Source organism: Rhodococcus jostii RHA1 (genome assembly GCF_000014565.1).
In the GTDB taxonomy this organism is placed as follows: Bacteria; Actinomycetota; Actinomycetes; order Mycobacteriales; family Mycobacteriaceae; genus Rhodococcus_F; species Rhodococcus_F jostii_A.
The window spans coordinates 43,847-56,921 of record NC_008268.1; the positions used below are offsets into that span (position 1 = coordinate 43,847).

At 66.6% G+C, this 13,075-nt stretch carries 12 protein-coding genes; 7 read left to right on the forward strand and 5 right to left on the reverse strand.

Annotation, left to right across the window (positions count from 1 at the left end; all coding sequences use genetic code 11):
• Nucleotides 1–17: 17 nt before the first annotated feature.
• The 3 genes from RHA1_RS00215 to RHA1_RS00225 all read right to left on the reverse strand — a co-directional run bounded on the left by RHA1_RS00215 (nucleotide 18) and on the right by RHA1_RS00225 (nucleotide 2,258).
• Nucleotides 18–305, reverse strand: coding sequence for a DUF1876 domain-containing protein (locus tag RHA1_RS00215; protein ID WP_016884286.1), 288 nt, complete (start codon nucleotides 303–305; stop codon nucleotides 18–20).
• 70 nt (nucleotides 306–375) lie between these two features.
• Nucleotides 376–1,797, reverse strand: coding sequence for a wax ester/triacylglycerol synthase domain-containing protein (locus RHA1_RS00220; protein WP_011593373.1), 1,422 nt, complete (start codon nucleotides 1,795–1,797; stop codon nucleotides 376–378).
• Between the two features lie 209 nt (nucleotides 1,798–2,006).
• Nucleotides 2,007–2,258, reverse strand: coding sequence for an SHOCT domain-containing protein (locus RHA1_RS00225; RefSeq protein WP_011593374.1), 252 nt, complete (start codon nucleotides 2,256–2,258; stop codon nucleotides 2,007–2,009).
• A 206-nt stretch (nucleotides 2,259–2,464) separates the two neighbouring features.
• On the opposite strand from RHA1_RS00225, the gene RHA1_RS00230 reads away from it, so the two are divergent.
• Complete coding sequence (locus RHA1_RS00230; RefSeq protein WP_016884283.1) at nucleotides 2,465–3,703, forward strand: serine hydrolase domain-containing protein; 1,239 nt, start codon at nucleotides 2,465–2,467, stop codon at nucleotides 3,701–3,703.
• 9 nt (nucleotides 3,704–3,712) lie between these two features.
• Here the strand turns inward: RHA1_RS00230 and RHA1_RS00235 are convergent, their stop codons facing one another.
• Nucleotides 3,713–4,369: a universal stress protein gene (locus tag RHA1_RS00235; RefSeq protein WP_016884282.1), complete on the reverse strand. Its 657-nt coding sequence runs from the start codon at nucleotides 4,367–4,369 to the stop codon at nucleotides 3,713–3,715.
• Here RHA1_RS00235 and RHA1_RS52820 point away from each other — a divergent pair, their 5' ends adjacent.
• From RHA1_RS52820 to otsB, 3 genes are all read left to right on the forward strand, one after another.
• Entirely contained in the window at nucleotides 4,370–4,501 is a 132-nt protein-coding gene (locus RHA1_RS52820) for a hypothetical protein (RefSeq protein ID WP_016884281.1), read from the forward strand.
• Nucleotides 4,502–4,949: 448 nt separating this feature from the next.
• Entirely contained in the window at nucleotides 4,950–5,483 is a 534-nt protein-coding gene (locus RHA1_RS00240) for a flavodoxin family protein (RefSeq protein ID WP_009472546.1), read from the forward strand.
• A gap of 156 nt (nucleotides 5,484–5,639) precedes the next feature.
• Nucleotides 5,640–9,218: a trehalose-phosphatase gene (otsB, locus tag RHA1_RS00245; RefSeq protein WP_411755673.1), complete on the forward strand. Its 3,579-nt coding sequence runs from the start codon at nucleotides 5,640–5,642 to the stop codon at nucleotides 9,216–9,218.
• Between the two features lie 42 nt (nucleotides 9,219–9,260).
• Here otsB and RHA1_RS00250 read toward each other — a convergent pair whose 3' ends face one another.
• Entirely contained in the window at nucleotides 9,261–9,863 is a 603-nt protein-coding gene (locus RHA1_RS00250; protein ID WP_011593379.1) for an Rv1733c family protein, read from the reverse strand.
• A gap of 269 nt (nucleotides 9,864–10,132) precedes the next feature.
• On the opposite strand from RHA1_RS00250, the gene RHA1_RS00255 reads away from it, so the two are divergent.
• The 3 genes from RHA1_RS00255 (at nucleotide 10,133) to RHA1_RS00265 (ending at nucleotide 12,967) form a co-directional block, all read left to right on the forward strand.
• Nucleotides 10,133–10,420 (forward strand): hypothetical protein, encoded by a 288-nt coding sequence (locus RHA1_RS00255; RefSeq protein WP_237726817.1) that lies wholly within the window; start codon nucleotides 10,133–10,135, stop codon nucleotides 10,418–10,420.
• A gap of 99 nt (nucleotides 10,421–10,519) precedes the next feature.
• Nucleotides 10,520–11,167 carry a response regulator transcription factor gene (locus RHA1_RS00260; protein WP_011593381.1) on the forward strand — a complete coding sequence of 216 codons (648 nt, stop codon included), beginning with the start codon at nucleotides 10,520–10,522 and terminating at the stop codon, nucleotides 11,165–11,167.
• A gap of 69 nt (nucleotides 11,168–11,236) precedes the next feature.
• Nucleotides 11,237–12,967 carry a GAF domain-containing sensor histidine kinase gene (locus tag RHA1_RS00265; protein ID WP_041810870.1) on the forward strand — a complete coding sequence of 577 codons (1,731 nt, stop codon included), beginning with the start codon at nucleotides 11,237–11,239 and terminating at the stop codon, nucleotides 12,965–12,967.
• Nucleotides 12,968–13,075 lie beyond the last annotated feature (108 nt).

The following is a 13,075-nucleotide window of genomic DNA, read 5'->3' on the forward strand; positions in this document are numbered from 1 at the left end:
CCTATGTGGCGGGTCCATCACTCGGTGAGGTGGACCCGGCTGTGCGTGGCCGCTTCCACGTCGGCCGCGGTGAGCTCGATCAACTGGTGGGCGAGGTCGGCCAACGCACGTGCCGTGGCCAGTTCGTCGCCGATCTCGGGGATCTCGGTGTCCGCGGGATTCCGGCGGGCGAGCCCGACCCCGACCAGGGTGTGGGTGTCGCGGGTTCGGAGCCGGGCTTGGGCCCGGGTCCTGGACCCGCCTTCGTCGGCGTCGTGCTCGTCGATGACGATCTCCACGGACCACGTCTTCTCGTTCATGTTCATCGGCCTCCGTTCGGTGTGGGCGCGGCGTCGCGTCCTCGATGTGCTTGTCGGTTACATGGGGGTTCCGCGATCATGAGGCCACGACCACCCTCGTGTCGGTTGTCTTCGCGCACAGTCCGAGGACGGCGCGAAACCCGTCGGCGAGAGACTCCGTCAAGGTCGCCAGATCCGGCACGGCATCGGTGTCGGCGTTGATCCCGACGCAGCATTGCGTGGTGTAGGACATCAGGGTGACGTTGAACGCCGATCCGAGTGTGGGGCTGAACGCGTAGTAGTGCAGGATCTCCGAGCCGGCAATGAACAGAGGGACCGGGGATCCGGCGACGTTCGAGGCGACGAAGTCGACGTGTTTGAGCATGTTTCCGAGTGTCGAGGCGGGAAGCAGGTTCACGGCGCCGGCGATCATCGGGGAAAACGGAATCGCGGGCTCACGGCGCCACGCATCGACGGTGGCGTGTACCCGGCGCATCAGCTCGGCGGGGTCGTCGATATCGGTGGGTAGCGCAAATCGTGCCAGACTGATGCGGTTGCCGCCCAGCGGGTCCGTCTCGGTGCGCAGGCTGATCGGCAGCGTCATCCGCAGTTCGCGGATCTCGGCTCCGTGCAGTCGGTGATACTTCGCCATTCCCAGCAGGACAGCAGCCAGGAACGCGTCGTTGATCGAACCGGCGGCCGCCGCGGCTGCCTGAGCGAGCGCTTCCACCGGCACGTCGATCACCGCGCAGTGACGCCGCGTGCTGCGTTTCGTCATCACCGGGGACAGCGTGGAAACCACGGGACGCGTGAGGCGCAGTGTGGAGCCGGCGAGAGCGGTTGCTTCGCGCCAGGTGGCCCTCGGCGCACGAACCAGCCGAACACTGTTGCGGCCCAGAATGTTCGCCGCCCGATGGGTCACGTCCGCGGCCGTATCCCGGTACCAGGAGAGGCGGCTCGGCGGACGAGACGATCCACCGTGCGGCACGGCCGTCGCCCGGTCGGTCCGGCCGGGTCGTGGTGTGCCTTCGCGGGTGAAATCCACGATCTCCCGGGCTATCTGCATTCCACTGACACCGTCGGTGAGAGAGTGATGCACTTTCATCACGAGGGCGGATCTGCCGTCGTTCAGTCCGTCGAGAATCGTGAACTCCCAGAGCGGGCGGCGCTTGTCGAACGCCGTCATCTCGGCGGTCCGCGCGAAGTCGAGAACCCCGTCCCATGTTCGTGGTTCGGCGAGGGTGTAGCGGCGCAGGTGCCAGCTGAGGTCGAAGTCTCGATCGTCCGCCCACCGCGGCGGCGCCAGGCCCAGCGGATCCTCGATCGCCGTCCGCCGGAAGAGGGGAACGAGGTCGACCGCTCTGCGCATCATGTCTACGAATCGGCTCTGATCCGGCCTGCGGTCGAGCAGCGCGACAGCCACGATGGTCGATCGGAGGATCGGATCCTCCTCCATCCGCCACGACATGAAGTCCGTCTGGGTCATGTATCGCTGATTCGTGGTGATCACGTCGGTCAACTCGCTCGTGGATCGGGTCTGCGGTCGGTCTGTGTCGCTGAGCTTCGGTGTGGGCGCCGGGGACCCGTCCCTGCGGGACCCCGCGCCGCGGCGTCACATCGGCATCATGTGCATGGGCGGCAGGACACCCATGCTGTGCAGCCACATCATGAACATGTGGAACATCTGCATCGCATCCATCACGATCACCTCCTTCGTGTGCGCGGGTGTCAGGGCGTCGTCCCGGCGCGCAGGATGCTCAGGCGATTGCGGTATTCCTGCTCGTCGATCTCTCCGCGTGCGAATCGCTCGGCCAGGACCGCTTCGGCACTGCGATGCGGTGGCTCGCCGGGCGGTGCCGGGAACGGGTGACTCACGTAGCGGATCAACAGGATGATTCCCACGATCAGCAGGCCCCAGATCAGCGCCATACCGGTGAACATCAGTGCATACCCCCAACCGCCGACATCGTCGTCGTACATCACGGGGCGGCCTCCTCCGGGCTGTTCGGCGGTGTGGTCCGAATTGGTCCGCCGTGCTACCAGTGTCCAACCGTGCCGGGGGTCGTTTACAGGGTCTTTCGGCCGTTTCCGGTGGTGTCCCCGGAGGAATCAGCGCGCCGTATCCAGTGTTGTATACAAGCGATGGTGGTGGCATCGGGCGACCGCCGACAGTGAGACTGCACGCCATGACGAATCCCCGCGAACTTGCCGCAGACAACCTGCCGACCCGCAAGCGTACGGTGGCGCGTCCGGAGCTTCCCACGCCCAGCATGATGCTCGTCGATCCTCGTTTCGGTGAGCTGGCCGGTCAGTTCTTCCGGTTGTTCGGGCAGCCTAGCGACGGGGGCGGCGCCCTCGCGCTCTACCTGCACGGTGAGCCCGTGGTCGACATCTGGTCGGGATGGGCCGCGCGCGACACGCGCTGGCAGTCCGACACCGTCTCGGTGTCCTTCTCCACCGGCAAGGGCGTTGCGAGCACGGTGCTACACCGGCTGGTGGACCGCGGACTGATCGACTACGACGCACCCGTTGCCACGTATTGGCCCGAGTTCGCGAGTGCCGGCAAGGAGTTGGTGACGGTGCGGGATTTGTTGACGCACCGGGCTGGTCTGCATCGTGTGCGCGGACTGGTACCGGGGCGGGCGGCGCTGTTCGATCACGACAGCGTCGTCGGCGCTCTCGCATCCGCGGCACCGGATCGTCGCCGCGCCGTCATGCCGGGTTATCACGCCGTCACGTTCGGATCGCTGGTCGCGGAACTCACCACTCGGGCGACCGGTTCGTCGTTCACCGACCTCGTCCGCACCGAGATCGCCGAACCCCTCGGAATCCGCGAATTCTGGTTCCAGGTTCCCGCGGAGGAACGTCACCGCATCGCCAAGTCCTTCCCCCGCATCACTCCGTTCGGGGTGCCGTGGGAGACCGCGTCCTTCGCCCTGTCGTGCCTGCCTGTGTTGCGGAACATCGCACACGCAGGCATGCCGGAGGGGTTCGACGAACTGGTCCGCAATCCGGCCATTCACGACTATGTGATGCCCGGCTGGAACGGTGTCTTCAGCGCCCGTGCCCTCGCCCGAATGTATGCGGCGCTCGCGAACAAGGGCATGGTGGGCGGAAGGAGGTTCCTGACGGAGGACACGCTCGCGCAGATCGGTGAGGTGCAGACGACGGCACGCGACTATGTGCTCGGTATCCGGATGAACTGGCGCCTGGGCTACCATGCGGCGTTCGTCGCCAGCCGCAATCAGTATCCACACGCATTCGGCCACTACGGACTCGGTGGTTCCGGCGCGTTCGCGGACCCGGAGACGGGGCTGTCGGTGGCGTTCGTGACGAACAGGATGGGTGGTGCACTGACCCCGCTCGCCGACCTGCGGCTGGCAAAACTGGGCGCGCAAGCGGAATCGATCGCCCGGCGACTGTGACCCGTGAGGTCAGCTCGCTCGGCGGCAGATCGTGATCAGGCAGGCGACGTGATGGAGCAAATTCTGACTGGTCGATCCCAGAAACGCTCCGGCCAGGCGGTTGTGGCCGTGGCTGCCGACGACGACGAGTTGTGCGTCGCGAGCGTACTCGAGGATCAGCTCGGCCGGACCAGCTTGTTCGATGACGGTCGTCAGTTGTAGATCCGGGCATTTCTCGCGCCAGCCGGCGAGATTCTCCGCCATCAGAACGGATTGTTCTTCTTCGACGACGGCCCAGTTCACCATCGGCAGGGCGGCAGGGCGCTCCGGGAGGTCGCCGGCGCCCCAGCCGTGCACCGCGAGGAGCGGTACCTCGAAGAACGTGGCGAATTCGACGGCCGTGGTGATGGCGAGTGAGCTCAGGTCACTGCCGTCGACGCCGACGACGACAGGACGGTGGTCGGGTACCGGGGACGGTGCCTCCGATCGGAACACGGTAACCGGACAGTGCGCACGGTTGACCACCTGCAGGACGGTGGAGCCGGTGAGGATCGATTGCAGTGCACCCGCACCGGTGGATCCCACCACCACCATCTCGGCGTGCGCGCTCAATCCTGCGAGTGCCGGTCCCGCGGGGCCGGGATGGGTGCTGCACGACACGGTGACGTCGGGGACGGCGCTCTTCACGTGCTGTTGGGCGCGATCCAGGATCTCGTGGGCAGACTTCTCGACTTCTTCGGCGAACTCGTTCTGGAAGAGAAGCGCGGCTTCGCTGTAGTGATATCCCGGACTCCGTCGACACCGACGACGATGGCCTGACGTTGCGCGAGAATACTCATGGTCCGCAACTCCTCCGGTCATCGTCACGGTCTCAGATGCGACAACGGCGTCGGTAGGGGCATAGGTCATCCCGCTCACCACGGCGCGACCCGATGCCTATGCGGGGGGCACAGTCCCGGAAAGTGACGGTAGACCCTACTCGGTGGTCGCCATCGTTGGTTGAATCCGAAGTGACACGACCCCTCGGAGTTCGCCATGAATCCCCCACCTCAACGTCGTCGACAGGGATCTCGGTCGACGACGAGACACACACAGCCGCCAGTGCCGGAGACGGATGACGACCGAATCGACTGGCCCGATCCGAGCCCGCTGGCCGACTGGTGGGCGCGCGTGATGTTCGGCGCGCACCCGTCGACGTGAACCGTCGGCCAGAACACGCTCGGGCCCAGATCGCGGCGCCGAGCCCCCAACCTCAGAAGGAGTCGACATGCGAACACTCGTGGTCTACGAATCGATGTTCGGAAACACCCGGCACGTGGCAGAGGCGATCGCCCGGGGCCTCGAGTCCGCGGGACCCGTCACAGCGGTCCCGGTCACCCGGGCCGGTGACGAAGACCTGTCCGGCTACGATCTCGTGATGGTCGGCGGTCCGACGCATGTCCACGGGATGAGCCGGGAGTCGACCCGTCGCGGAGCGGCCGTGACGGCCCAGAAACCGGACAGCACGGTGACACTGGAACCTGACGCGGAGAGCGAGGGCCTCCGTGAGTGGCTCGACGGGCTCCCCCCGACTCACGGGAAGGCGGTGGCGTTCGACACTCGTGCGAACGGCCCCGCCCTACTGACCGGCCGGGCATCGAAGGGCATCTGCCGAAAGCTGCGCCTGCACGGGTTCGATCTCGTCGCCGACTCAGAGAGTTTCCTCGTCGACAAGGAATCGCGGCTCGAGGATGGCGAGGAGACACGCGCCGAGCAGTGGGGCCGGACACTCGCTCGGCAGGTCACCTCCAGTCACGCCTGATCATCGCGCGCTTCCGACGTAATCTGGGCATACCGGCGTCGCGGCAGTTCGGAGAGCAGTTGTCATGCGTCCACCACCCGGGAGCTGAGCCCCGTGTCACACGCTGGGATCGATCTGCGACGGCACGATGCGGTGATCTTCGACCTCGACGTCGCGATGACCGAGTCCGCGCGGACCGACACCACGAGAGCACTCGTCCGTCAGCTGCAGAGTCTCGGGGTGGCGACCGCGGTCTTCTCGGCCGATCGCGACGTTCGACCGGTGCTCGACATCGCAAGGATCGCCGACCTGTTTCCGGTTCGGGTCGACGGCGCGTCGCCGGTCGACGCCGCCGACCGACTGGGCGCACATCCGGGCGGTGCTGTGGTCGTCACGGCCTCCGCGGAGGCGGCAGCCGCGGCCAGGCGGGGCGGCTTCGCACTTGTCATCGGGGTCGGGCACGACCGCCGCGCCGACGACTTGGCACGGTGCGGAGCAGATTTCGTTGTCGCCGACCCCTCCGAGATCCAGTTCCGTGCGAGCGATCTCCGGCTGTCCGAGATTCCGGACGCTCTGACGTCGCGGCATGAACTGACCGCCCTCCTCCGGATCCGCAGGCCCGCAGTGTTTCTCGACTTCGACGGCACACTCGCGAACATCGTGTCCGACCCGTCGAAGGCCGTCCTGGTCGACGGTGTGGGCGACGAGCTGGTTCGGCTGACACACGAGTGCCCGGTGGCGGTGATCAGCGGACGCGACCTCGCGGACGTGCAGACACGGGTCGGTCTGGCGGACATCTGGTATGCGGGCAGCCACGGATTCGAACTGGCCGGACCGCAGGGGCAGTACTACCAGAATCCCGACGCTCTCGCCGCGGTACCGTTGCTGCATCACGCCACCCGCGCCCTCACCGACCGCCTCCGAGACGTGCCGGGCGTGTTGATCGAACCGAAGAAATACACCGTCGCCGTCCACTACCGCAACGTTGCCCCCGACCGGATCGACGAGGTCGTCGCCACGGTCCATGACGTCGCCACCACCGGGGAGGTCCGCCTGCGGGTCACCGGGGGTCGCAAGGTCGTCGAACTCCGTCCCGACGTCGACTGGGACAAGGGACGCGCATTGAACTGGGTCCTCGAGCACATCCACGACGCGAAGTCCCTACTTCCGATCTACATCGGCGATGACCTCACCGACGAGGACGCCTTCGACGCCGTGACGACGAACGGGGTGGGGATCGTCGTCCGCAGCACGGAGGTCGGGGATCGACGGTCGGCGGCACGATTCGCCGTGAACGACCCGGCCCAGGTCCGCGAACTGCTGCAGCGGCTCGCGGATCTCCTCGGTCGCGACCCCGAGACCGCAGCCACGGCCGATGCCTGGATGCTGTTCTACGACGGCTACGACCCCGCGACCGAGAAGTTACGGGAGGCCATCTGCACTCTGGGGAACGGCTACTTCGCGACTCGCGGATGCGCACCCGAGGCAACGGCCGGCTCCGTCCACTACCCGGGCACCTATATCGCGGGTCTGTACAACCGCTTACGCGACGAACGTGCCGGGACGGAGATCGTGAACGAAAGCATGGTGAATGCCCCGAACTGGCTGACGACGACCTTTCGCATCGAGGGCGGGCCGTGGTTCGACGTCGACGCCACCGACCTGCTCGAGTACCGCCAGTACCTCAATTTGCGTCGCGCCGTACTCACCCGCCGGTTCCGGTACCGCGACGGCGCCGGGCGAACGACGTCGGTCATCCAGCGGAGATTCGTCGCCATGCATCTCCCCCACGTGTGTGCACTGCAGACGACGATCGTCGCCGAGAACTGGTCCGGCTCGTTCGAGGTGCGTTCGGCTCTCGACGGTGCGGTCCGCAACACCCTCGTCGAGCGGTACCGGGATCTCGCCGCCGAGCATCTCGCGCCGCTCCAGTCCGGCGCGCTGTCGGCGGATACCGTCCTGCTGGCGATGCAGACCACCCAGTCGCGGATACCGGTGGCCATGGCGGCACGGACCACGCTGTCGCCCCGCGATCGACACCGCGAATGCACCTACCGTCTGCACGATGACGACGGGCGCATCGGCCACGACCTGACGGTCGATCTCACCGAGGGTGAGTCCGTCACGTTCGAGAAGATGGTGACCGTGTTCACCGGGCGCGATCACGCACTGTCCGAACCGGCCGACGAAGCGGCACGCTGGGTGCCGTCGATCGGTGGGTTCGAGGAAGTGCTGGACGGTCACGTCCTGGCCTGGGAGCACCTGTGGGACCGCATCGGAATCTCCCTCGGCCACTACCAGGACGGGCTGCGCATCGCCCGGCTCCACCAGATGCAACTCCTGCAGACGGTGTCGCCGAACACCGCGGACCTCGATGTCGGTGTGCCCGCCCGGGGACTGCACGGTGAGGCGTACCGCGGCCACGTCTTCTGGGACGAGTTGTTCGTCTTCCCGGTCCTGAACCTGCGGGTGCCTACCTTGACCCGGTCGTTGCTGCGCTACCGGTACCGTCGTCTGCCGGAGGCCCGCCGGGCCGCGCGGGCGGCCGGTCATCGCGGCGCCATGTTCCCGTGGCAGTCGGGCAGCGACGGCCGGGAGGAAAGCCAGCAAGTGCATCTCAACCCGCGGTCCGGTCGTTGGCTCCCGGACCCGAGTTGGCGCCAGCACCACATCGGCATCGCGATCGCCTACAACGTCTGGAACTACTACCAGGTCACCGGGGATCTCGAGTTTCTCAGTGATTTCGGCGCCGAGATGCTGGTGGAGATCGCCCGATTCTTCGCCGGCCTCGCCTCCTACGAGTCGGCGCGGCGTCGCTACACCATCCGCGGGGTGATGGGGCCGGACGAGTTTCATTCCGGCTACCCCGACGCACCGCACGAGGGAGTCGACAACAACGCGTACACCAACGTCATGGCCGTGTGGGTGATCCTCCGGGCGCGAGAGGCCCTCGATATGATTCCGGCCCCGGACCGGGCCGATCTGGTGGACACCCTGAGCCTGGATGCCCACGAGATGGCCCGGTGGGCAGACGTGAGCCGCCGCATGTTCGTTCCCTTCCACGATCGGGTCATCAGTCAGTTCGAGGGGTACGAGGCGCTGGCGGAACTGGACTGGGCTGGCTACCGGCAGCGGTACACCGACATTCAGCGGCTCGACCGAATCCTCGAGGCGGAGGGAGACGATGTCAACCGGTACCGGGCGTCGAAGCAGGCCGACGTGTTGATGCTGTTCTATCTGCTGTCCGCCGACGAACTGCGAGATCTGTTCGGGCGCCTCGGATATCAGCTCGAACCGGAGGCGATCCCGCGCACCATCGACTACTACATCGCGCGGACCTCACACGGTTCCACGCTCAGTGCGGTGGTGCATTCCTGGGTGCTGGCCCGCGCCAACCGTGACAAGGCCATGGAATTCTTTGACAGGGTTCTCGCGTCCGACATCACCGACATCCAGGGCGGCACGACCTCCGAGGGGATCCACCTGGCGGCGATGGCGGGAAGCATCGACCTGCTGCAGCGCTGCTTCACGGGACTGGAAACGCGCGGTGACCGCCTCGTGTTCAGCCCGGAATGGCCGCATACGCTCGGTGCGCTCGAATTTCCGATCGTCTATCGCGGGCACCAGCTGTGGCTGACGATCAGCGGTCGGCGCGTTCAGGTCAGTGCGGGCGCCGGAAATCAACGCGCGATCGAGATCTCGTGTCGCGATCAGGTCGTTCGTCTGGAACCGGGGTGCACGGTCAGTCTGGGTTAGGCACCGTCGAGGCGGGCCGTTCACGACCGGCGCGTCGGTCGGTCAACTGACCGGCCATCCCGGTGTGCGGCCGAGATCGTTCCATTCCCGATCCCACTGCCGCATCCGGCTTCGGCCGCTGATCCACCGCACCCCGGAGTACAGCAGGAGGGCGCCGACCGCCGCACCCGCCCACACCGACAGGGCCGCGCTCACGGCGATCGCCGCGTTCTGCACTCCCGACCGGGGCTCGGCGACGACGTTGCCGTTCGTGTCCACCCACACCGTCACCGTGTCGCCGCGGTGCGTCCCGGGTCTGGTTTCCACGGCGGTCGAGCGCAGGGTGCCGTCCGGTGCCTTCCACTGAGCTGTCCCACGGTCCTGCGTCTCCGGTGAGCGGCTGCGCGCGTCGGCGACCACCACCTGTCGCGGATCATCGACGAGAACGGCGGACTGTGCATGCCTCGTCTGAAGTTCGGTGTGAGACCGTTCGGCCAAACCGGTGTACGTCACGGTTCCGAACGCCGCCGCGAACGGGACCACGATCAGGACGACGGTGATCAGGACGGCCGCGACGACGGAGTCGCAACGGTCGGTGGCACGCATGAGGGGATTTCGACTCCAGGGCGCCAGACGCCACCAGCGCAGTGCCTGATCGATGGTCATCACAGCCTCCTCGGACCGTCCTCCTCCGTCCTCCTGTTTCCGAGTCTTCCGCGGGCGAGGAGGACGGCCTAGAGCACAAGGTCATGGGCAGGGGTGACCGGCCCCGGACGAGTGGCCGAGCGTCACACCTGTCGTCACCCTCCCGCGAATAGCCGACAACAGTGACGTGGTGACTTTCGGCCCTGGAATTGCGCGCGCCGTTATCGCACCGTTGTGGAAGAGGCCGACGCACGACATCTGAGCCCGTCGGCGAGGGAACGAGGAACATCATGTTCGAAGGCCACGCCACCGCATCGCCGTGCGACGATCGTCACCGCCGAGACGACGAACCCGAGGAGTTTCTGTACGTGCATCCCGCCGGGTTCGCACTCTCCGTGGTGACAGGGGCAGCGGCCGCCGGCCTGGTCGTCCTGCTCGGCGCCTGGCTCGCAACCCCGCTCGTCGGAGTCGGCGCTGCCGCGACACTTGTCGCCACCGTCGGCCTGGCGGCGGCCATGTTGATGCCCCATCGACCACGCCGGCATGGGACGCGCCCGGTTCGTTCCACTGCTCGATGACCATCGGAGGGCCTCGAGTGGGAGGCTTCGGATGCCAGCTGATCTCGGCGTAGTCTGATTTCCCGGAGCGATCACACAGCAAAGACTGGAGGTTGCGGCATGATCAACGTCTTTCTCGTGGATGATCACGAGGTCGTCCGGCGCGGAATCGCCGACCTCCTCACCGCTGACCCCGATCTGACCGTCGTCGGTGAAGCCGCCTCCTACTCTCAGGCCATGGCACGAGTGCCGGCCCTGAAACCGGACGTCGCAGTCCTCGACGTCCGACTGCCCGACGGCAATGGAATCGAGCTGTGCCGTGAACTGCACTCGCTCATGCCGGAATTGCACTGCCTCATCCTCACCTCGTTCTCGGACGACCAGGCGATGCTCGACGCGATTCTCGCCGGGGCCAGTGGATACGTCGTGAAAGACATCCGGGGCATGGAACTGACCCGGGCGGTCCACGACGTCGGGGCCGGCAGGTCACTCCTCGACAGTCGCGCCGCCGCTGCTCTGATGGTGAAGGTCCGCGCGAACGCTGGTGAGAAGGATGGAATCTTCGGGCATCTGACAAATCAGGAACGGACACTCCTCGCCCTGCTCGGTGAGGGGCTGACGAACCGTCAGATCGCGGCGCGGATGTTTCTGGCCGAGAAGACCGTCAAGAACTACGTGTCCCGGCTGCTGACCAAGCTGGGTGTGGAGCGCAGGACTCAGGCCGCGGTGCTCGCGACGAAGATGCAGTCGAGACAGTCCGGCACCTGACGGATCAGACCGGGTCGGTTGTGCGTCCAGTGGTTGTTCCGGCTCCCCGCCATGGCGCTACGTGGGACAATGCGTCGTGTGACCCGTCAACCGGATGCGGGCGACCGAGGTCCGTTACTCGGTAGTCTGTCCGAGCTTCGGCTCCGTGAGCTCCTGGCCGAGGTGCAGGAGCGCATCGAGCAGATCGTCGATGCCCGAGATCACGTCGACGGGCTGCTCGAGGCGATGCTCGCGGTCACGTCGGGACTCGACCTCGACAACACGCTCCACACCATCGTCCATGCTGCGATCAATCTGGTGGATGCCCGCTACGGCGCGCTGGGGGTGCTCGGCCCGGGTGGGGGCCTGAGTGAGTTCGTCTTCGAGGGCATCGACGAGGAGACCCGCGAGCGTATCGGCGACCTGCCCCGTGGTCGCGGGGTCCTCGGTTTTCTCATCACCAATCCGAAGCCGGTCCGGCTGGATGACCTGTCTCATCACTCCGCGTCGGTGGGATTCCCGGCCGAGCACCCGCCGATGAAAACCTTTCTGGGAGTTCCCATTCAGATCCGGGACGAGGTGTTCGGGAATCTGTATCTGACGGAGAAGGCTAACGGGTCACAGTTCACCGAGGACGACGAGGTCCTTCTCCGCGCGCTCGCGGCCGCGGCCGGGATCGCGATCGAGAACGCCCGCCTGTACGAGGAGTCCCGGACGAGGCAGGCGTGGCTCGAAGCGACGCGGGAGATCGCGACCGAACTACTCGCGGGCAGCGAGACCGCCGAGGTGCTGCAGGTGATCGCCGACGACGCCCTTGCCCTCACCGGCGCCGACAGTGCCTTTCTCGCGGTACCGGACGATCCCGACATCCCGTCGGACGAGGTCACCGAGCTCGTGGTGACGGCATCGGCGGGGACGGTGTCGGATCGGATCATCGGCCGGACGATCCCGGTCGACAAATCCACGTCCGGCGAGGCTTTCCGCGAACGGACACCGCTTCGCGTCACGGCGCTGGCGTTCGACCCCGGGTTCGAGACGGGAACCCGGTTCGGTCCGGCGCTGGCGCTGCCGCTGCGTGCCGCGCAATCGGTGACGGGGGTGCTGGTGACGCTCCGCCACGTCGACGCTCTGCCGTTCACCGACGACCAGCTGGCGCTGATGTCGGGGTTCGCAGACCAGGCGGCCGTCGCGTTGCAGCTGGCCAACAGTCAACGCCGAATGCGTGAGCTCGACGTCCTGTCCGATCGGGATCGCATCGCGCGCGACCTCCACGACCACGTCATTCAGCGCCTCTTCGCGGTCGGCCTGTCGCTGCAGAGCACCTTGCAGAGGGCGAAGGCTCCGATCGTCAAGCAGCGGCTCGAACAGTCGATCGACGACCTTCACGACATCGTGCGTGATATCCGTACCGCCATCTTCGACCTTCACGGCGGTTCGGGGGGGATGACCCAGTTCCGGCGGCGGCTGCACGAGATCGTCGCCGAGACCACCGCGGATTCCGGACTCCGCACGACCGTGCACATGTCCGGGCCGCTGTCGGTCATCGACGCCGCGCTCGCCGACCATGCCGAGGCTGTCCTGCGTGAGGCGTTGAGCAACGCGGTACGGCATGCAGGAGCCGACACGGTCACGGTCAGCATCTCCGTCTATGACGATCTCGCCATCGAGGTCGCGGACGACGGCAAAGGTTTCGTGGAGAACGTCGTCACCAGCGGATTGGAAAATCTGGCTGCCCGGGCGCGGGAAGTGAACGGGCACTTCGCCATCGACACAACCCCCGGTGGCGGAACCACTCTCCGGTGGACGGCTCCGCTGCCGTGAGCCGGGATCGGCTCGCCCCGCCCACGAAGGTGGGGACCTTCTCCCCTACGCGGCCGACGGTCGCACCGTCACGATGAGAGGTAGCGGCACCTGCTGCCGCGCGCTTCC